Source organism: Cellulophaga sp. HaHaR_3_176, from assembly GCF_019021925.1.
GTDB lineage: Bacteria > Bacteroidota > Bacteroidia > Flavobacteriales > Flavobacteriaceae > Cellulophaga.
This window is the reverse complement of record NZ_CP058990.1, coordinates 269,585-291,586: the sequence shown is the minus strand read 5'-3', so window position 1 is coordinate 291,586 and position 22,002 is coordinate 269,585. Positions and strand designations below refer to the sequence as shown.

Annotated in this window: 13 protein-coding genes; 11 read left to right on the top strand and 2 right to left on the bottom strand. The window is 32.0% G+C overall.

The window, feature by feature from the left end; genetic code table 11:
* The first annotated feature begins 2 nt into the window (after positions 1–2).
* From H0I23_RS01295 to H0I23_RS01270, 6 genes are all read left to right on the top strand, one after another.
* Entirely contained in the window at positions 3–761 is a 759-nt protein-coding gene (locus tag H0I23_RS01295; RefSeq protein WP_216784673.1) for an anti-sigma factor domain-containing protein, read from the top strand.
* Positions 762–812: 51 nt separating this feature from the next.
* On the top strand, positions 813–1,013 hold the full coding sequence (locus tag H0I23_RS01290) for a membrane or secreted protein (RefSeq protein ID WP_216784672.1): 201 nt from the start codon (positions 813–815) through the stop codon (positions 1,011–1,013).
* 38 nt (positions 1,014–1,051) lie between these two features.
* Positions 1,052–1,618: an RNA polymerase sigma factor gene (locus H0I23_RS01285; RefSeq protein ID WP_216784671.1), complete on the top strand. Its 567-nt coding sequence runs from the start codon at positions 1,052–1,054 to the stop codon at positions 1,616–1,618.
* A 114-nt stretch (positions 1,619–1,732) separates the two neighbouring features.
* A complete protein-coding gene (lipA, locus tag H0I23_RS01280; RefSeq protein WP_216784670.1) occupies positions 1,733–2,608 on the top strand; it encodes a lipoyl synthase in 876 nt (291 codons plus the stop codon).
* Between the two features lie 67 nt (positions 2,609–2,675).
* Entirely contained in the window at positions 2,676–3,689 is a 1,014-nt protein-coding gene (gene gap / locus H0I23_RS01275) for a type I glyceraldehyde-3-phosphate dehydrogenase (RefSeq protein ID WP_216784669.1), read from the top strand.
* A complete protein-coding gene (locus tag H0I23_RS01270; protein ID WP_254073631.1) occupies positions 3,686–5,905 on the top strand; it encodes an ATP-binding protein in 2,220 nt (739 codons plus the stop codon). Before gap ends, H0I23_RS01270 begins: the two co-directional genes overlap by 4 nt.
* On the opposite strand, the gene lpxK is transcribed toward H0I23_RS01270, so the two are convergent.
* Positions 5,886–6,893: a tetraacyldisaccharide 4'-kinase gene (gene lpxK / locus H0I23_RS01265; protein WP_216784668.1), complete on the bottom strand. Its 1,008-nt coding sequence runs from the start codon at positions 6,891–6,893 to the stop codon at positions 5,886–5,888. The genes H0I23_RS01270 and lpxK overlap by 20 nt on opposite strands.
* 51 nt (positions 6,894–6,944) lie before the next feature.
* Here lpxK and H0I23_RS01260 point away from each other — a divergent pair, with 51 nt between their 5' ends.
* Together H0I23_RS01260 and H0I23_RS01255 are read left to right on the top strand one after the other, a co-directional pair.
* The gene (locus H0I23_RS01260) at positions 6,945–8,039 is read left to right on the top strand and encodes a Nif3-like dinuclear metal center hexameric protein (protein WP_216784667.1); all 1,095 of its coding nucleotides are present in this window, start codon (positions 6,945–6,947) and stop codon (positions 8,037–8,039) included.
* Positions 8,040–8,042: 3 nt separating this feature from the next.
* Positions 8,043–8,822, top strand: coding sequence for a zinc ribbon domain-containing protein (locus H0I23_RS01255; RefSeq protein ID WP_216784666.1), 780 nt, complete (start codon positions 8,043–8,045; stop codon positions 8,820–8,822).
* A 74-nt stretch (positions 8,823–8,896) separates the two neighbouring features.
* Here the strand turns inward: H0I23_RS01255 and H0I23_RS01250 are convergent, their stop codons facing one another.
* On the bottom strand, positions 8,897–10,237 hold the full coding sequence (locus tag H0I23_RS01250) for an NAD(P)/FAD-dependent oxidoreductase (protein ID WP_216784665.1): 1,341 nt from the start codon (positions 10,235–10,237) through the stop codon (positions 8,897–8,899).
* Between the two features lie 546 nt (positions 10,238–10,783).
* Here H0I23_RS01250 and H0I23_RS01245 point away from each other — a divergent pair.
* The 3 genes from H0I23_RS01245 to H0I23_RS01235 all read left to right on the top strand — a co-directional run bounded on the left by H0I23_RS01245 (position 10,784) and on the right by H0I23_RS01235 (position 21,998).
* Positions 10,784–18,802 (top strand): Calx-beta domain-containing protein, encoded by an 8,019-nt coding sequence (locus H0I23_RS01245; protein ID WP_216784664.1) that lies wholly within the window; start codon positions 10,784–10,786, stop codon positions 18,800–18,802.
* 252 nt (positions 18,803–19,054) lie between these two features.
* Positions 19,055–19,957, top strand: coding sequence for a type IX secretion system membrane protein PorP/SprF (locus tag H0I23_RS01240; RefSeq protein WP_216784663.1), 903 nt, complete (start codon positions 19,055–19,057; stop codon positions 19,955–19,957).
* Positions 19,958–20,024: 67 nt separating this feature from the next.
* Positions 20,025–21,998 (top strand): OmpA family protein, encoded by a 1,974-nt coding sequence (locus tag H0I23_RS01235; RefSeq protein WP_216784662.1) that lies wholly within the window; start codon positions 20,025–20,027, stop codon positions 21,996–21,998.
* The last annotated feature ends 4 nt before the right edge of the window (positions 21,999–22,002 follow it).

Sequence of the window (22,002 nt, the reverse complement as noted above, 5' to 3'; positions counted from 1 at the left end):
TTATGAAAGATAAAATTAAAACATTCTTAGACAGCGATCTTTTAGAAAAGTATTTATTAGATGCTACTACTGAAACAGAAACACTTCAAGTAGAACGTTATATTGCAATACATCCTGAGGTTAGAAAAGCATATAATGAATTGCAAGACAACTTAGAAGAGTTTGCAAAATCATATGCTGTTAAAGCACCTGAAGGATTAAAAGAACAAATACTTCAAAAAATAAAAGCACAGAACTCATCTAAAAGAAAATTTATGAGCTATGCTATTGCAGCTAGTTTCGTTGCTTTTCTATTTGCTGGTGCAACTTACTTTTTCTACAACCAAAATGTAAATTTACAAGAGGAGAATACTGTTGTAACAAATCAAATAAAGCTTTTAGAAGAAGATATGAAGCAACGTTTGGAAGATGTTAGAAATCAATTTATTGTTCTCAACAATCCTCAAACACGAAAGTATACCGTAATGGGTAACAGAAAAGCTAAAAACTTAAAAGCTGTTGCTTACGTTAATCCTGTTAAGAAATTATCGTACATCAATGTTCAAAACCTTCCTGAATTAGAAGAAGGTCAGTGTTTTCAAATGTGGGCAGAAGTTAACGGTCAAATGTTAGATTTAGGTGTTATTAAAGAAGTTAATGATAATGACAACTTACTAGAAATGCCTTATGCTAAAAATGGTGTTGGCTATATTACTATCGAAAAAGAAGGTGGTAACGAAACTCCTACAGTTGATAATATTGTTGCAAATATTGCTTATTAATTACCTTCATTGAAAAATAATATTTTTGTAACTTTGTAGAAATATTTTATAATGAAATTAGTATTATTAACAATAGGACTTTTAGCACTTGCATTTGCTGGTATTGCAATAAAAATATGGTCTAAAAAAGATGGTAAATTTGCAGGCACTTGTGCTAGTCAAAATCCATATTTAAACAAAGATGGTGAAGCTTGTGGCTACTGCGGTAAATTACCAGAGGAGCAAGATTGCAAGAATGAAGCTACTGCTTAAAATATAATTTTATAGCTTTGAGCTTTTAACACCACATATTGGACAATACCAAAGAGAATTTATTAAAAACTATTGCGAAAGCAAAATTAGGCAACCAAATTGCTTTTAGTAATTTATTAGATACTTTCTGGAATGATGTTTTTAGTTTTCAACTACAACGTACTAAAAACGAAAATGATGCAGAAGACATTACTGTTCAAACTTTTTCTAAAGCATTTGACAAACTACATACGTTTGATGATACATATCAATTTAAAACTTGGTTAATTACTATATCTAAAAATATTCATGTAGATTTAATTAGAAAGAGTAAAAGAAACATTCTTGACAAAACATCACCTGGAGCTGATGAGATTAAAAAAATCTTAGACGATAGCCCATCTGCTGAAGATCAATTAATTCATCAGCAAAATCTTGCTACCCTTCTTGAACACATTAAAGGCTTAAAACCCCATTATCAAAAAGTGATAAATCTTAGATATTTTAATGAGCTTAGCTATGCCGAAATTGCAACAGCCTTAAACGAGCCTATTAATAATGTGAAAGTAAAACTTTTAAGAGCAAAAAAATTACTTGCCGCAGCTATTAAAGGAAACGTATCATAATAAATACTTAACTTTTTCTGTCATCACTTACACATTATAATCATTCTATATTCTAACACTCTTATAACAATTTAGAACCTAAAATTGTTTGTATATTTGCATAAAAATTGATTGATGAGCAATACCTCAATAGAAAGTGTTTCACCACCAAAAGGAAAACCGAAATGGTTACGTGTAAAACTCCCTACTGGAAAAAAATACACGCAACTTAGAGGTTTAGTAGATAAATATAATTTACATACAATATGCACCTCTGGAAGTTGCCCTAATATGGGTGAATGCTGGGGAGAAGGTACAGCTACATTCATGATTTTAGGAAATGTTTGTACTCGTTCTTGTGGTTTTTGTGGTGTTAAAACAGGAAGACCGGAAGATGTAGATTGGGAAGAGCCTGAAAAAGTTGCTCGTTCTATAAAAATTATGAGTATTAAGCATGCTGTAATAACATCTGTAGATAGAGATGATATTAAAGACATGGGCTCTATAATTTGGGCAGAAACTGTGAATGCTATTCGAAGAATGAACCCTACGACTACATTAGAAACTTTAATACCTGACTTTCAAGGAATAGAAACTCACTTAGATAGAATAATTGCTGTAAACCCAGAAGTTGTATCACACAACATGGAAACAGTAAAAAGACTAACTAGAGAAGTTCGTATACAAGCTAAATATGAAAGAAGCTTAGAAGTGCTTAGGTACTTAAGAGCTAACGGAATTAACAGAACCAAATCTGGTATCATGCTTGGTTTAGGCGAACTTGAAGAAGAGGTAATACAAACAATGCAAGATTTGAGAGATGTAAATGTTGATGTAATTACTATTGGTCAATACTTACAACCTAGTAAAAAGCATTTGCCTGTAAAAGAGTTTATAACTCCTGAGCAATTTAAGAAATATGAAGAAATTGGCCTTAAAATGGGCTTTAGACATGTAGAAAGCGGTGCATTAGTAAGATCATCATATAAAGCTCATAAACATATTAATTAAAGCTAAAGCAAGCCTGTTTTCATCATTCTATAGTAATCTGAAATGATATCAACAGGTTATTTTAAATATGAGACAAATAAATATTGGCATTAATGGGTTTGGCAGAATAGGTAGAACGTTATTTAGACTGCTACAAAACCATCCCAACATTAAGGTTGTTGCTGTTAATGATTTGGCGGATACCAAAACATTATCGCATTTATTAAAATACGATAGTATACATGGTGTTCTTCCTTCCCAAATATCACATACGGAAGATTCAATATCTATTGACAATCAAACACCTATATATTTTTCTCAAAAAAAATCACCTGAACTAATTAATTGGAAAAAACACAATGTTGACATTGTTGTAGAAGCCACAGGAAAATTTAAGACAAAAGAAGAACTTAGTTTTCATTTAAAAAATGGTGCTAAAAAAGTTATTCTTTCTGTGCCACCTGATGATGACGCTATAAAAATGGTTGTTCTAGGAGTTAACGAACATATTTTAATTAGTAGTGATGATATCATATCAAATGCATCATGTACCACTAATAATGCAGCACCAATGATTAAAGTTATAAAAGACTTATGTGGCGTTGAGCAAGCATATATAACTACTATTCACTCATACACTACCGATCAAAGCTTACATGATCAGCCACATAGAGATTTAAGAAGATCTAGAGCTGCAGGACAATCTATTGTACCTACAACAACTGGCGCTGCAAAAGCGTTATCAAAAATATTCCCTGAATTAGATGGCCTAATTGGTGGTTGTGGCATACGCGTTCCTGTACCGAATAACTCTTTAACAGATATAACTTTTAATGTTAAAAGAGAAACCTCTATATTAGAGATAAATCAAGCTTTTAAGGATATTTCAGAGAATTCTTTAAAAAACATACTTTATTACACTGAAGACCCTATAGTTTCTATCGATGTAAACAATAGTTATTATTCTTGTACGTTTGATTCTTTGATGACTTCTGTTATTGGAAAAATGGTTAAAATTATAGGATGGTATGACAACGAAACTGGATACAGCAGTAGAGTTATCGATTTAATCAACTTATTAAATACTAAGGGATACATTTGAAAAAAGAGTTCACATACATAAAGTTTTTTTTAAACTTCCTTTTACTTTTTGTAGTTGGTCTTCAGCTTGTATTTTCTCAAGAGAATCTTTCTGAAAAAAAAATAATTGACAATTATTTTTATAATTCTAGAGATTTTAAAAACCAAGATAAAATTGATCAAGCACTCATTTCTTTAGAAAAAGCACTAAAACTTGCCGAAGAAATTAATGATTCAAAATCAATTATTGACTGCTATCATGAGTTTGCATTACTTTATAATAAATTAAATAAAGATGATCAGTCAATTGTTTTTTGGGATCGCGCAGAGCTTTTACTAAAAGAAACAGAATACCCATATGGTAATGCTGTACATATATACATAGACGCTTTATACCTATATAAAGGGCAAAAATTTTACCAATCTAATTACGAACTGAACAGAGCTGCTCAGATGACTAATGAAAGAAACCTGACATTACATATCTTATTAATGAAAGGTTTTATTTATTTAGAATTACCAAAATTTAATGAAGCTGCTAAAAATTTCAATTCATTAATTACAAATAACGATTTAATCGAAAAAGACTACATAGCTACAAGAGCATATATAGGCTTATCTATTTTAGAACAAAAAAAAGAAAACACCTTAACTAGTATTGATTATGCTAAAGAAGGTTTATTATTAGCTGAAAAAAATAGCTATTTTAATGAAATTCTTGAATTAAATCGTTTTTTAATTTCTGCACATCAAGAATTAAATAATTTTGAACCAGCATTATTATACAGTAATAACTTACTCCAAATAAAGGATTCAATTTTTAATGAATCAAAAATTTCATCAGAATCAAAAAGCGCTAATAACATTCAATTCTCATTAATGAATGATGTTATTAATACTCAGGATAAAGAAATTGAAGAGTTAAAAGAATCTGGAAGTAGAACTCAAATTACTGCAATTTTGACATCTGCTTTTTTAACAATAATATCTCTTTTAGCTATTTCGTTATACAGAAACAATCAAATAAAATTAAAAACTAACGACTTATTACAAACAAAAAATTACGAATTAGAAGCCTCTAGAGATGCCGCTGTAAAAGCAATGGAAACTAAGACTACATTTTTATCTACAGTTAGTCATGAGCTTAGAACACCGCTATATGCCGTTACAGGTTTAACCCATTTATTGTTAGATGAAAACCCTAACGATAGTCAAAAAGAACACTTAAAGGCTTTAAAATTCTCTGGCGATTATCTTTTAAGCTTTATTAACGACATACTTCAATTAAATAAAATTGATGCCGATAAGTTAGAGCCTGTAAATTCAGAATTTAACCTAAAAAAGGTTTTGTCTGAAGTTATCAGCTCTCTACAACAAAGTGCTAAAGAAAATAAAACGAAAATAACTTTAGAGTACGACGAAAATATACCTAAAAATCTTTTGAGTGATTCGATGAAATTATCTCAGATTTTAATAAACCTAGTTGGCAACGCATTAAAATTTACTAAAAAAGGAGAAGTTAAAGTTATAACTAAACTTGCCAATAAGGTAGATGATAATGTCACTATTTACTTTGAAGTGAAAGATAATGGTATTGGTATTGCTGAAGATCAAGTAAATAATATCTTTAATAGTTTTGAGCAAGGTTCTATACAAATTAATAGAGAATACGGAGGCACAGGACTTGGGCTAACTATTGTAAAAAGTCTTCTAGGCCTTTTTAAAAGTAAAATAAACTTAAAAAGTACTTTAGGAGAAGGTAGCTCCTTCTTTTTTGAGATTAATATGGTCTGCAAAAAAGGAATTATTAATGATATTGCTTTTGAAATTGAAAATGAAAATGAAGATTATAAATTTGAAGGTTTACATTTACTTATTGTCGAAGACAATAAAATTAACCAAGTAATTACCAAGAAAATGTTACTTAAAAAAGACATGACTTGTGATATTGCCAGTAACGGTACTGATGCTGTAGAAATGGTTTCTCAAAACAAATACGATGCTGTTCTTATGGATATTCATATGCCAGGTATTAGTGGTGAAGAGGCTACTATTCTTATCCGAAAATTTAACATATACACCCCAATTATTGCACTAACAGCAATATCTTTAGATGATAGTTTAGAAAGCTTTTATGCAGCAGGTTGTAATGATGTTGTTACCAAACCATTTAAACCAGAAGTGTTTTATCAGAAAATTGGAGAAAACATTTACCACCCTAAGCCTCTTTATTCATAGAGTTTTCTATAGCTTGTTTTAAGATTACATGCCCATCATTTTTAAATTGATGTTTTATTGCTATATAAGCTAAGTTTTTAACAAGACCTTTTAACCTAACGTAATCTTTTTCAGTAGTTAATACAAAGCCCTTACTATTAAAAACAGTGATTTCATTCTCTGAAAAAAAATGATGATCTCTATATTTTAAATGCTCAACAACAACTCCCTTTTCACTTAAATAATTAAGTAAAGGGTCTGGGTTAGCAATACCTGTAACTAAAGTTATTTTTTTACTTTTTAAATCAGCCAAAGTAAACTTCTCTTTTAAGCCTTTTAATTCTGAATCATACTCTAAATAACTAAATAAAACTTGTTGATTTTTTTTAGGGTCAATCTCTTTTATAATTATATTCTGCTCAGCTTCCGTAATCGTTTTAGGGCATTTTGTTACAACTACTACGTCTGCCCTATTCACTTCTTTTTTTGAATCTCTTAAGTTTCCTGTTGGTAAATACCAATCTTTAAAATACAAATTATCATGCGCTGTTAGCAAAATTGAAAAACTAGGTTTTACTTTCCTATGCTGATAAGCATCATCTAAAAAAATAATATCTGGTGCATCGTTATCTTCTAATAATTGAATACCTTTTTTTCTATCTGCATCTACTGCTACTATTAAATCAGGAAATTTTGAATGAATTTGAAAAGGCTCATCTCCTAATATCTCTACAGTACTTGCTTCGCCTGCTTTTTGAAAACCAATAGATTTTCTTCCATAACCCCTACTTAAAACAGCAGGCTTATACTCTTTTTTAAACGTTTCAACCAAAAGTTCAATCATAGGTGTTTTACCTGTACCACCTGCACTTAAGTTACCAACACAAATTAATGGTGTTTTAAATTCTTTTGATTTAAAAAAACCTATATCAAATAAAAAATTACGCACGTAAACTACAAGTGCGTAAATTATTGAAATTGGAAAACCTAATATTCTTAGTACTTGCATCGATAACGAAAATATAATATTTTATCTTTGAAAAACAGATAAACTTATAAAATGATTGTAAAGCAGATAACCAACATACTTGAAGAACTGGCTCCGTTAGCTTATGCTGAAGATTTTGATAATGTTGGCCTTTTAGTTGGCGACTATAATACCGAAGTATCAGGCGTATTAGTAACTCTAGATACTTTAGAAAATGTTGTTGACGAAGCAATCGAAAAAAAATGTAATCTAATTATTAGTTTTCATCCTATTATTTTTGGAGGGCTAAAGAAAATAACGGGTAGTACTTATGTACAAAGAGTTGTTATAAAAGCCATTCAAAATAATATTGCTATTTATAGCATGCATACAGCTTTAGATAACGCTATAAAAGGAGTCAATTATAAAATGTGTGAAGTTTTAGGCTTAACAAATACCAAAATTTTAATACCACAAAAAAGCACTATTAAAAAGCTTACCACTTATGTTCCTGAAAAAAATGCGCAAGAGTTAAAAGAAAAATTGTTTGAAATTGGTGCTGGTAATATTGGCAACTATAGTAATTGTAGTTTTAGTATAAATGGTATTGGCAGCTTTAAAGCCGAAGAAAATGCAAAACCGACAATTGGAAAAATTGGAGAAACACATTTTGAAAACGAATGTCAAATTAATATAACATTTGAAAAAGCTTTAGAAGAAAAAATAATAAACACACTAAAACAAAATCACCCTTACGAAGAGGTTGCTTATGAAATTATAACTCTAGAGAACAATAATCAAAATATTGGTATCGGAATGATTGGTGAGCTAGATAAAGACCTAGATGAAGAAGCTTTTTTGACATTTTTAAAAGAAAAAATGAATGTTTCGTGTATCAGACATTCTAAACTATTAAATAAAAGAATAAAAAAAGTAGCTGTTTTAGGCGGTAGTGGAGCTTTTGCCATAAACGCTGCAAAGCAAGCAAATGCTGATGTTTTTATATCTTCAGACCTTAAATATCATCAATTTTATGAAGCAGAAGGTAAAATGATTATAGCTGATATTGGACACTATGAAACTGAGCAGTTTACAAAAAATTTATTAGTTGACTATCTTACAAAAAAAATCCCTAATTTTGCAGTCCGTTTATCGGAAAGTAAAACAAATCCCATCAAGTATTTTTAATATATGGCAGCAAAAACAGAAACTACAGTAGAACAGAAGTTAAGAGCATTATACGATTTGCAATTAATTGATTCTAGAGTTGATGAAATACGTAATATAAGAGGTGAATTACCTTTAGAAGTCGAAGACTTAGAAGACGAAGTATTAGGTCTAAAAACTAGAATGGAAAAGTTAAAGACTGATATCGAAACTATTAATTATGAGATCACTGGCAAAAAGAACATGATTGATGATGCTAAGACATTAATGAAAAAATATACCGAACAACAAAAAAATGTTCGTAACAGTAGAGAGTTTAACTCTATTACTAAAGAGGTTGAATTTCAAGAATTAGAAATTCAACTTGCTGAAAAAAATATCAAAGAATTTAAAGCTCAAATAGACCAAAAGAAATCTGTGATTTCTAATACTAAAGAGCGTTACTCAGATCGCGAAACTCACTTAAAGCATAAAAAGAGTGAATTAAGTGCTATTCTAGCAGAAACTGAAAAAGAAGAAAAAGCTCTTTTAATTAAATCTGATGAGTATCAAAAAAATATTGAAGAACGTTTAGTTACTGCATATAAACGTATCAGAAATAACGTTAAAAACGGTTTAGCTGTTGTTGCTATTGAAAGAGGTGCTTCTGGTGGTTCTTTCTTTACTATTCCACCTCAGGTGCAAGTAGAAATAGCTTCTCGTAAAAAAATTATTACTGATGAGCACAGTGGTCGTATATTAGTAGATCCTGTTTTAGCAGAAGAAGAGCAAGAAAAAATGCAAACTCTTTTTTCTAAACTTTAATACAAAATACATTCCATAAAAAAACCATCTACATTTTGTAGATGGTTTTTTTTATTCAAGAAATTCTATATATTTTAAAGCAAGCTCAAGATGTAATTTTCCACCTCTGTGCTATCCCATTTTTCTTCAATAGCATCAAGCTTCATTACTTTCTGCATAATTTCCTCTTGAAAATCACCTTCTGCTAGCGCCTCTGCATATGGTTTATCAGAAAAAGTAACTCTTGAATATGCAGGAACCCATTTTTCTGGATGTTTTGATGCAAAATATTTCTCTATCTTTTTTTGAAGTAAAAATTTTGGATCTGCAGTTTTACTGCTCATTTCCACAAAATTTCGATAACTAAGTTCTGCTATAGCATCTGCATTAGGCTTTCTAATATTCTCATATTCTGAAAATATAGAACGCCAATCATCTCCATGTTTTTTTATAATTTCATTCAATGTAAATATATCTTCAAAACCTGCATTCATACCTTGCCCATAAAACGGGACTACGGCATGTGCCGAGTCGCCTACTAAAGCAACCTTATCCCAATATGTCCAAGGAAAACATTTCATAGTTACCATTGCACTTGTTGGGTTCTTGAAAAAATCATCTGTTATATTTTCAATATCATGCCTCACGTTCGGAAAGTGAGTTTTAAAGAAGTTTTTAGCTTCTTCTTTAGTCTTAATATTTTCAAAAGAGATATCACCTTCAAAAGGCATAAAAAGTGTACACGTAAAGCTACCGTCTAAATTTGGCATTGCAATCAACATAAACTTTCCTCTCGGCCATATATGAAAAGAATTTTTATCTAATTTGTGTGTACCATCATCATTGGGCGCAATAGATAATTCTTTATAACCTACATCAATAAAATCTTGAGAATAATCAAACCTACTACGTCTTTGCATTTTATGGCGAACTCTAGAAAAAGCTCCATCGCAGCCAAATATCAAATCGTATTTATACTCTTGCCATTCTCCTTTTTCGGTTTCTCCGGTATACAACTTAGCCTCAGGTAAGTCTACATCCCAAACTTTTTCTTCAAATCTAAACTCTACACCAGCTTCTTCTGCTAAATCAATCATCTTACGATTTAATACGCCTCGAGAAATTGACCATATAGCCTCGCCTTCTTTACCATACTTCTGGTAATATTCTGGCTTACCATTTACATGCATTGCACGCTTATCTAAAGGAATTGCAATTTCTTTAATTTCAGAGTCAATACCGGCTTCTTCTAAAGCATTCCATCCTCTATTACTCATTGCTAAATTTATAGAACGACCCGAAAATTTGATATTTCGAATATCAGGTCTACGATCGAAAACTGTAATTTTATGACCAAATTTCTTAAGATATATTGCCAATAATGACCCCACTAAACCTGAACCTATTATTGCAATTTCTTTTGGTGTGTATTTCATCTAATTGTTAAAATATAAGAGGCTATAAATTTACTAAAATAGATTCACTCTATCTTATATATTACATTTTAGATGAGCTCTAATACCATAAAGCTTTACTTTTTAATTTATTATCACAAAAATTAAAAAATAATCATCAATTAAAACAATGGTCAATTTCCTCTTTTTCAAACAAAAAGAGAATTTGTTGAACATTAATTAAGGTTTCATTTCCCTTAAATAAACATTTTTTTCAACAACCAAAACACTTGTTAAAACTTAAAAAAATAAACATTCAAAAGACTAATCACCAACAATTTAAAAGTAGTTCAAAGAAAATAAAAGTAGTTCATCGATTTTACACTTTACTATCTTAAATGCACATATCAGATTAAAAATACACTTAAACGAATTGAAGGTCTTTAATCGATAATAGGCGTTATCAATAGAAAAAATTAACAAAATATTTTTAACATATCTTTTATTTGTACCTCAATAAAAACCTACTGATCATCAAATAACACTTCAAATTTTTCGGAAACGATTATCTCCCAAATATTTTAGCCTATGCATAATTTTACTCCAAATCGACATTACAAGAAAAAACCTACCGGACTTATCCGTCTTTTAATTTTATTCTTATTTTTAGGTTTTAGCACAACTATTTTTTCACAAGGAATTAATACTGGTGTTACATTTAATTGGGCTGACAACCAATCTAATAATGACGATCCTGCTACAATAGCTACGATTACTATTAACGGATTTGATTATACCACTTTTGTAGTACCCTCTTCATATGAACTAACTTCAGTTGGACCTAGTGGCCATTCAGAAAATGTTATTAATAAAAATGGTAGTGAAATTGTTAGCGGAAGTGACAGTAGCAACTGGAGTGATGAAGCTATACTTGCTTACCAATCTCTAAACTTAAACCATTATTTTGAATCCTATAATAATGGAGATGATTTTTGTGAAGATTCTAGTAAGGTAAATACAACAAATTCTCAAGTACAAACTATTCGTTACAACCCAGGTATTCCATCAAATGCAGATGGGATTTTAGCTGTTACAGAAAGAGCTGGAAATAACTGTTTATATGTTGAAATGTATGGGACACCAGTTGGTGGTGGAGCTGAGCAATTGTTAGGTACTACATTTATTAGAAATGGAAACCGAATGGGAAGTGCTGGCCCACAAGCCCCACCAAACACTGCCACTTCTGATTATTGGAATAGTGGTAGAGTTAATGATAATGGATCTGCTATTGGTATAGCCATGTATGAACTATCTAGCATTGCACCTACAGGATCTATAATAACATCAATAAAATATATTGGTGCAACCCAAGATCATGGTGATGGTAAATTTTTCCTTTTGCAAACATATGCTATAGATGATACATTTGATACGGACTTCGAAAAAGTATTTAATGGCAATGTTGCTACCAATGACAATACTCCAGTAGGTTCTGTTTATACAGAAAACTCTTCTCCTTCAAATGGGTCTCTATCAGTTAATACTGATGGTTCTTTTTCATATATACCAAATGCTGGATTTATAGGTACAGATACTTTCACAGTTCAAGTATGTTTACCTGCTCCAAACCAATCTGTTTGCGACACATCAACAGTTAGTATAACTGTTAACCCAAGCCCTTCTGAACTTTCAATTAATGATGCTTCAGCTGTTGAGGGTGATAATTTAGTTTTTACAATCACAAACCCTAGTCCTGCAAACCAACCTATTGTAATTAATTTAGCATATTCAAACAATACAACAACAAATGCTGATTATAATGGTCCTACAACTGTAACTCTACCTGCTAACGCTAGTAGTGTTTCCTTTAATGTAGCTGCTATTGATGATGACTGGGTAGAGGCTACACAGCAAAATTTTAGTATTAATATTAGCACCTCAAGCTCTTTAGCAACAGTTGATGATGGCGAAGGTATAGGAACTATAATTGATACCGATATTGCATACGTAACAGGTGGTAATTATGATATTACTGAAGGTGGAACAATACAATATCGATTATTTTTATCGACTGATACAAATTCTAGTGGCCAACAATATGTAGGTATAGAAGAGTCTTATAATATTGATTTTAATGTTTTAGAAGATGCTACATCTACACATCCTGCAACTAACGGATTAGATTTCAATGGTTTTAATACTACCGTTTCTTTTCCTCGTAATTCTGCAGCAGGTACTGAAATTTTCATTCCAATCCCTACTATTGATGATGAATTAGTAGAATCATCTGAAGAGTTTCATGGTATAAAATCTAGAAATAGCGCTGAAGCAACTAAATACGGTTCTGGACCTTCTAGAGTTGGTATAAACACGGAAAAAAGTGCGCTTAGAATACACGACAATGATGTTGCTATTATAATTGTTGAAAGTTTAATGGTTAAAGAAGATGTTGGAAGTATTCCTTACACATTTACGCTTGATGGCACTACTCAAAATCCTTTTAATATCAACTATACATTAAGTAACGGAAGTGCAATACAACCATCTGATTATACTGGTAATTCTGCTACACTAACTTTTAGCGGTACAGATAGGCAAATTTTAACTGAAAATTTCAGTATTAACGATGATACAGTTGCTGAGAATACCGAACAATTTTTTGTTTCACCTAGCTACACAGGTACAGCACCATTATTCGCTAATGCTCTTGCTCCAAATATCATTTTTTCATTATCAAATCCAATTATTATAATTGAAGATAACGATAACGATAATGATAATGATGGTATCGATGATATTACTGATTTAGATGATGATAATGATGGTATTACTGATGCTAATGAAGCCGAAGAATGCATCAACGATGATTATTTTGCATGGGAATTTAATTCTCCAAGCGGAACAAAAACAAATGATTTTGTTCAGAACCCTGCTATTACAAACTGGCTTACATCAAACATTTCAAATGTTAGTGTTGGTAGTGGTTTAAACAGTGCAACGCCTGGGTCTGAATTACAGTTAACAAGCTTAAGTTCTGATAACTATGTAGATGCTCGCCAGCAAAGTGAGTATGTTGAAGTTAGCTTTACGACTGCATCTAATCTAATTAGCCCTACTATTGAACGTATGGGGCTAAACTGGTATAGAAATTCTGATGGTACCACTGTAGGTAATGCTTATGATGCTGCTATAGCAATATCAAAAGATAATTTTGCAACCTCAGTATTATTAAATTCTGATATTCGTATTCACTACCCAAGCGATGGTATTTCTGAATTTTTCGATTTAACACCTATAGGAGTTAAATTCAATCTTGAAGAAAACACAACATATACCGTTCGTATTTATGCATATAATCAACAAAATGATGGAAATGTATCCTATTCTGTTTTTGATGATTTTGCAGTACGCGTGTCTTCATGTCTTGAACAAAATACAGACGGAGATAGCTTACCTGATCACTTTGATAATGATAGTGATGGTGATGCTTGTGTTGATGCAATTGAAGCAGGTCATACTGATCCTGATGCTGATGGTTATTTAGGAAATTCTCCTGTAAGTGTTGATGCTACTGGTTTAGTTACTGGTCAAGGAGGATATACAGGAAACCATTCTAGAGTTATTACGCCTAACCAAATAGTTAGTGTAACCACACAACCAGTTGATGCTATTGTTCTTAATAATGGTTCAACTTCTTTTACTGGTGCCTTTTCAGGAACTGGATTAACGTATCAATGGTTGGTAAGTACTGATAATGGTGCTTCTTGGAATGCAATCACCAATGGCGGTATATATAGTGGAGCTACTACTACGACTTTAAACCTGACTAATATAACAACTACTTATAATTCATATGAATATCAATTAGTCGCTACAGATAGTGAAAATTTATGTTCGCCTGAAACTAGCACAAATAAAGCTACCTTATATGTTGCTCCTGAGTTAAGTATTAATAATGCATCAGCTATCGAAGGTAATGCTATTACATTCACAATTACAGCGTCTAATACAATTCCGCAAGACATTGCTCTAGATTTGACTTACACAAATAATACAACAATTAATAGTGATTATTCGGGGCCTACTAATTTAATTTTAAGCGCTAATTCAACTACTGTAACTTTTGATGTTGCGACAATTGACGATAGCTTTATTGAACCTACGGAAACATTTAATGTTATTCTAAGTCACAATGATGGTATAGCTACATTTACAGATAACACAGGTATAGGTACTATTACTGACAACGACAATGCAGCGCCTGGTGATGGTATTGCTTTTTCTAATGCTACATACAGTACATTAGAAGGTGATGCAACTAGCGAAAATGTTACACTTTCTTTTGAGGTTACTTATACAGGTGATATTCCTGCAGGTGAAACTGTTTCTGTTGACTACCAAACAGCTGAAGGATCTGCAACCTATGCTAATGACTTTACAGAGAATAATGGTACCTTACAATTCACGAACAGTTCTAAATCTCAATCTGTAGCTATCGAAGTTACAGAAGATACCGTTATAGAATCTGATGAAAACTTTACAGTTCTTTTAAATAATATTTCAACAGCTAACGGTTTTGTTACTGGTTTTGTTGATGGTGCTACGTCTAACACGGCCACTGCTACTATCATTAATGATGATAATGCAGCGCCTGGTGATGGTATTGCTTTTTCTAATGCTACATATAGTACGTTAGAAGGTGATGCAACTAGCGAAAATGTTACACTTTCTTTTGAGGTTACTTATACAGGTGATATTCCTGCAGGTGAAACTGTTTCTGTTGACTACCAAACAGCTGAAGGATCTGCAACCTATGCTAATGACTTTACACAGAATAATGGTACCTTACAATTCACGAACAGTTCTAAATCTCAATCTGTAGCTATCGAAATTACAGAAGATACCGTTATAGAATCTGATGAAAACTTTACAGTTCTTTTAAATAACATTTCAACAGCTAACGGTTTTGTTACTGGTTTTGTTGATGGAACTACGTCTAACACGGCTACTGCTACTATTATCAATGATGATAATGCAGCGCCTGGTGATGGTATTGCTTTTTCTAATGCTACATATAGTACGTTAGAAGGTGATGCAACTAGCGAAAATGTTACACTTTCTTTTGAGGTTACTTATACAGGTGATATTCCTGCGGGTGAAACTGTTTCTGTTGACTACCAAACAGCTGAAGGATCTGCAACCTATGCTAATGACTTTACACAGAATAATGGTACCTTACAATTCACGAACAGTTCTAAATCTCAATCTGTAGCTATCGAAGTTACAGAAGATACCGTTATAGAATCTGATGAGAATTTTACAGTTCTTTTAAACAACATTTCAACAGCTAACGGATTTGTTACTGGTTTTGTTGATGGTGCTACGTCTAACACGGCTACTGCTACTATCATTAATGATGATAATGCAGCGCCTGGTGATGGTATTGCTTTTTCTAATGCTACATATAGTACGTTAGAAGGTGATGCAACTAGCGAAAATGTTACACTTTCTTTTGAGGTTACTTATACAGGTGATATTCCTGCGGGTGAAACTGTTTCTGTTGACTACCAAACAGCTGAAGGATCTGCAACCTATGCTAATGACTTTACACAGAATAATGGTACCTTACAATTCACGAACAGTTCTAAATCTCAATCTGTAGCTATCGAAATTACAGAAGATACCGTTATAGAATCTGATGAAAACTTTACAGTTCTTTTAAATAACATTTCAACAGCTAACGGTTTTGTTACTGGTTTTGTTGATGGAACTACGTCTAACACGGCTACTGCTACTATCATTAATGATGATAATGCAGCGCCTGGTGATGGTATTGCTTTTTCTAATGCTACATATAGTACGTTAGAAGGTGATGCAACTAGTGAAAATGTTACACTTTCTTTTGAGGTTACTTATACAGGTGATATTCCTGCAGGTGAAACTGTTTCTGTTGACTACCAAACAGCTGAAGGATCTGCAACCTATGCTAATGACTTTACACAGAATAATGGTACGTTACAATTCACGAACAGTTCTAAATCTCAATCTGTAGCTATCGAAGTTACAGAAGATACCGTTATAGAATCTGATGAGAATTTTACAGTTCTTTTAAATAACATTTCAACAGCTAACGGTTTTGTTACTGGTTTTGTTGATGGTGCTACGTCTAACACGGCCACTGCTACTATCATTAATGATGATAATGCAGCGCCTGGTGATGGTATTGCTTTTTCTAATGCTACATACAGTACATTAGAAGGTGATGCAACTAGTGATAATGTTACACTTTCTTTTGAGGTTACTTATACAGGTGATATTCCTGCGGGTGAAACTGTTTCTGTTGACTACCAAACAGCTGAAGGATCTGCAACATATGCTAATGACTTTACACAGAATAATGGTACGTTACAATTCACGAACAGTTCTAAATCTCAATCTGTAGCTATCGAAATTACAGAAGATACCGTTATAGAATCTGATGAAAACTTTACATTTCTTTTAAATAACATTTCAACAGCTAACGGTTTTGTTACTGGTTTTGTTGATGGAACTACGTCTAACACGGCTACTGCTACTATCATTAATGATGATAATGCAGCGCCTGGTGATGGTATTGCTTTTTCTAATGCTACATATAGTACGTTAGAAGGTGATGCAACTAGTGAAAATGTTACACTTTCTTTTGAGGTTACTTATACAGGTGATATTCCTGCAGGTGAAACTGTTTCTGTTGACTACCAAACAGCTGAAGGATCTGCAACCTATGCTAATGACTTTACACAGAATAATGGTACGTTACAATTCACGAACAGTTCTAAATCTCAATCTGTAGCTATCGAAATTACAGAAGATACCGTTATAGAATCTGATGAAAACTTTACATTTCTTTTAAATAACATTTCAACAGCTAACGGTTTTGTTACTGGTTTTGTAGATGGAACTACGTCTAACACGGCTACTGCTACTATCATTAATGATGATAGTGACTCATCATTAGGTGTTCAGTTTGATGTTACGTCGATTGATGTTAATGAAGATGCTGGTACAGTTTCTTTAAACGTTGTTCTAAATGCTGATGTGCAAGATGAATTCACGGTAGAATTCTATACCACTAACGGTACTGCTGTTGATGGTTTAGATTATTCAGGTATTGCTCAAAACACACAAACAGTAACTTTCGGAAGTACTAATAATAATACTCAAGTAATTACAATTGCTATTATAGATGATATTGCAATAGAAAATGTTGAAAACTTCTCAGTGATATTAACGAACATATCTACTGACGTGGTAAACATTTTAGCTAATGATACCGCTAATGTTAACATCATTGATAATGATGGCAATGAAAATTACCCTGAAGATATTACAATAGAATCATGTGATACTATTCCTGATGCTGAAGATATCACATCTAATAGCACTTGTTTAATCACAGTAACATATTCAGAAAATATTGAAGGTCAAGATGATGATTGTGCAATTGAATATACGATAACAAGAACTTGGGTTATTACTGATTGCGTAGGTAATGTGCGTACACATATTCAGGTTATTACAATAGAAGACACTGTTGCACCAACGTTTGTTGAAAACATACCTCAAGATATTACTGTTGCTTGTAACGAAGTTCCCGATGCTGCTATTTTAACTGCAGTTGATACGTGTGATACGGATATTGATGTTGTTTTTGAAGAAACAGCGACTAACGATCGTAATTGTGCCACTGGTTATGTAATAACAAGAACCTGGACAGCGTCAGATTGTGCCGGAAATACAACAACTACTACACAAACAATAACGGTGCCTCCTACTGGGCCAATTACATCTAGTCCTTATGACAAAGAAGTAACTATCATTTGTGGTGATGAAATTCCTGATGTACCACAACTTACATTCTCTGGTGGTTGTGACAATTTTGATGTTGTATTTTCTGAAGAAATTCAAAATGCTTCAGACACAACTAATGATTATATGATTATTAGATCATGGATTGTAACTGATTCATGTAATAATACTGAAACATTTGAGCAGATTATTTTTGTAATGCAACCTCAACTTGAAGAAGTGTTTATTGATATTTGTGTTGAAGATGACGCTATTGATTTGATAAACTTCTTACCTGCAGGTTTTGATACTAATGGTCAGTTTGTATTAATCAGTGGAAACACCACAATTGAAGGAAGTATATTTAACCCTGCCGATTTAGAAATTGATGAATACAAAATAGAGTATAGCTCTACTGACGGTACTTGTAAATATTATGTAGATTTTACAATTATTACAAATAGTGATTGTGTTACTTGTGATGCTAGTAAAATAATTACTTCTAAAGCAGTAACACCAAACAACGATGGCAGAAATGATACTTTTGAAATTACAGGAGTTGAATATTGCAACTACACTTTTGATGTAATGATATTTAACAGATGGGGTAATAAAGTTTATGAAGGTAAAGATTACCAAAACGATTGGGGAGGTTTTGCACCTAACAAATCATTTGGTAGCTCAACACATTTGCCAACAGGTACGTATTACTTTATTATAAATATAAATGGATCAGACTTAGAACCTCTAAACGGTTATATATATGTAAGTACTGAATAAAAAAATACTCATGAAATTTTAAAAATAGCCATTACCACTTCAATAACAGAAGTAGTAATGGCTATTTTATTTATAGACTCTAACATATACATCTATAGAACTTTACACTTCATCGACACACGTGTATCAGAACGAATTTTAACAGTCATTAAACAACTATTTTACTTAAAAAAGTAAGTAAACGCTTTCTTTGTAATGAGTATTAAACCCAAGTAATAATACTTTAAGAAACTTGACTTAACCTAAAAAAAAATGAAGATTCACAAAGAGTATCTAATTGCTATTACCTTGTTTATAGGGTTAGTTTCTAACGCGCAACAATTACCTCAATTTACTCAGTACATGTACAATACAATCTCTGTAAACCCTGCTTATGCTGGTAGTAGAGAAGCTTTAAATGTTACTGCTTTACATAGAAATCAATGGGCTGGTTTAGAAGGCAACCCACAAACAACTACCCTATCCATTCATTCACCTATAAAGAACGAAAAAATAGGTATTGGTTTTTCTTACATCCGTGATGATTTGGGTGATGAAAGTTCTAATTATATCTATGGTGATTTTTCATACACTGTTCTTTTAACTAGTGAAGTAAAAATGTCTTTTGGTTTAAAAGCTGGTTTTACAAACTATAACCTTAATGACCCAGATGTGTTTGATATGGCTACAAGCAATACAAGCCTATGGAATCCAAATTTTGGAGCTGGTTTTTTTATTGGCTCTAACAGATGGTACGGAGGTATATCTGTTCCAAGAATTTTAAATACAGACTTAAATGAAGGTGAGTTTACGAATCTTGAACGTAATAGTTACTATGCAATTGGAGGGTTAGTTTTTGATGTTTCTGAAAATACAAAGTTCAAGCCTACAGTAATTACAAAGTTCACTAACGGAGCGCCTGTAACTTATGATTTAACGGCTAGTTTTTTGTTTCATGAAAAGTTTTGGTTAGGTGCTTCTTACAGATTTAATGATGCTTCTAATTTTGGAGCTATGGCAGATTATCAAATTTCTAAAGATTTCAGAATTGGGTATGCCTACGATTTACCAACAAGTGCTGTTCGTGCTTATACTGGCGGTACCCATGAAATAATACTTATATACGAATTTAAAAAACCATCAAAAGGTCCTATTAAATCTCCTAGATATTTCTAAAAACCAATTACTTATAAAAGTATAAACTAACGTTTTGACTTTTAATTAAAAATAAAAAAATGTTCTCATGGCACTCAAAAAAATGAACATATCAAAAAATATAATCTTATTCGCTGGCTTATTATTTTTCCAAAGTCAATTTTCAATTGCACAATTGGGTATTCAAAAAAAAGCGGATTATTATTTTAGTCAATTTTCATACATCAAAGCTATTGGTGAATATGAAAAGATGGTTGAAGATGACAGAAACACGCAATATGCACACCAACAACTTGCAGAATGTTATTTATTAATTAGAGATTTTAAAAAATCTATTCCGCATTTTGAAGCGGTAATAAACGATCCTATGCTTCCTCCTGATTATTATTTTAAATACGGAATGGCTTTATACAGTGATGGCCAAAGAAAAGAAGCTGAAAAGTGGTTGAAAAAATATCGAAAATTTAATAAAAATGATTCTAGAGTTGATCGATTTTTAAAAGATGGAAACTTAGCTTCTATTGTTTTTAATAGTAGACAACGTTATGATGTAGAGTCTGTTTCATTTAACTCTAGCGAGAGTGATTTTGGAGTTTTTATTGACAAAGACAATCTATATTTTGCATCTTCTAGAATTGATAACTCTAATAAAGATGTATATGGTTGGAATGAAGAACCTTGGTTAGATATTTACCAGGTTAAAGAAAACAACCCGATGTCTGTGCCTAAAAAAATAGAAGGCGATATCAACACGAAATTTCACGAAAGTTCAATAACATTTTCAACAAATCATAAAGATAGTACTATCGTTTATTTCACTAGAAATAACTATTACGATAAAAAAGAAGGGTACGGTTCTAAAAAAGAAATAAATTTAAAAATTTATCGTGCTGCTTTGATAGATGGAGAGTGGAAAGTAAATGCCAACCTTAAAATAAATAGCGATTATTTCTCTACAGGTCACCCTACAGTTAATAAAGCGAGAACAAGAATTTATTACACGTCAGATAGACCTGGAGGCTATGGAGGTACAGACATTTACTATTCTGCTATTCATGAACGTGGCGGAATTATCGGAAACCCGGTAAATTTAGGACCAAAAGTAAATACAGAAGGAAATGAAATGTTTCCGTTTTTAAATGAAGAAGGTAAATTATTTTTCTCTTCAGACGGGCATGTTGGTTTTGGGCAACTCGATGTTTACTCTACGATATCAAATCAAGAAGATGAAATTGTCGATGTTATAAATTTAGGAACACCTATTAATAGCTCAAGCGATGATTTCGGATACTTTGGACACGCTAACGGAATTGATGGCTACATTAGCTCTAACAGAGATGGAGGAAAAGGTGGTGATGATATTTACAAATTTAAATTCACACCTTCTTTAGACCTTGAAGGCTATGTACATGATGGTATAAACAACCAACCTTTAGATAGTGTAGTTATAAAATTATTTGACCAAACAACAAATACTTTTGTAACCCAAACCACTACTGACAAGAATGGATACTACAGAATGCCTGTTAATAGAAAAGCAAATTATATGATGGAAGCGGTTAGAAGAACCCATCCTCATAAAAATATATTCTTCACCACTTCTAAAGTTAAAAATTCTGAGAAAATTATTCGTGAAGATTTTACTTTGGATCCTATTTTAGATTTGAAAACACTTGCTAACTTAAAAAAAATCTATTTTGATTTTAACAAAAGTGATATAAGGCCTGATGCTGCTTTAGAACTTGATAAGGTTGTTAAAGTTATGACAGAAACATACCCAGATTTAATAATTAAATTAGAAGCACATACCGACCCTGTTGGTAGTGACAGATACAACGATGCCCTTTCTGAAAGTAGAGCAAAATCTAGTTATGAATATTTAATAGCGCATGGGGTTTCTAAAGATCATATTCAATCTTATAAAGGTTATGGCAAAAGAAGAACTATAAATAAGTGTACTAGCAAACAAGATTGTACTCCTGAAGAATTAGAATTAAATAGAAGAACAGAGTTTCCTATTATTCAAATTAAAAAAGGTGTAATTGTATCTACAGCAAAATAAAATC

Excerpts from the sequence above, each read along its gene's own strand:
- lpxK (WP_216784668.1), bottom strand. The coding sequence starts at position 6,893 with ATGCAAGTACTAAGAATATTAGGTTTTCCAATTTCAATAATTTACGCA.
- lipA (WP_216784670.1), top strand. The coding sequence starts at position 1,733 with ATGAGCAATACCTCAATAGAAAGTGTTTCACCACCAAAAGGAAAACCG.
- H0I23_RS01240 (WP_216784663.1), top strand. The coding sequence starts at position 19,055 with ATGAAGATTCACAAAGAGTATCTAATTGCTATTACCTTGTTTATAGGG.
- H0I23_RS01255 (WP_216784666.1), top strand. The coding sequence starts at position 8,043 with ATGGCAGCAAAAACAGAAACTACAGTAGAACAGAAGTTAAGAGCATTA.
- H0I23_RS01245 (WP_216784664.1), top strand. The coding sequence starts at position 10,784 with ATGCATAATTTTACTCCAAATCGACATTACAAGAAAAAACCTACCGGA.
- H0I23_RS01250 (WP_216784665.1), bottom strand. The coding sequence starts at position 10,237 with ATGAAATACACACCAAAAGAAATTGCAATAATAGGTTCAGGTTTAGTG.
- H0I23_RS01260 (WP_216784667.1), top strand. The coding sequence starts at position 6,945 with ATGATTGTAAAGCAGATAACCAACATACTTGAAGAACTGGCTCCGTTA.
- gap (WP_216784669.1), top strand. The coding sequence starts at position 2,676 with ATGAGACAAATAAATATTGGCATTAATGGGTTTGGCAGAATAGGTAGA.
- H0I23_RS01290 (WP_216784672.1), top strand. The coding sequence starts at position 813 with ATGAAATTAGTATTATTAACAATAGGACTTTTAGCACTTGCATTTGCT.
- H0I23_RS01235 (WP_216784662.1), top strand. The coding sequence starts at position 20,025 with ATGGCACTCAAAAAAATGAACATATCAAAAAATATAATCTTATTCGCT.
- H0I23_RS01295 (WP_216784673.1), top strand. The coding sequence starts at position 3 with ATGAAAGATAAAATTAAAACATTCTTAGACAGCGATCTTTTAGAAAAG.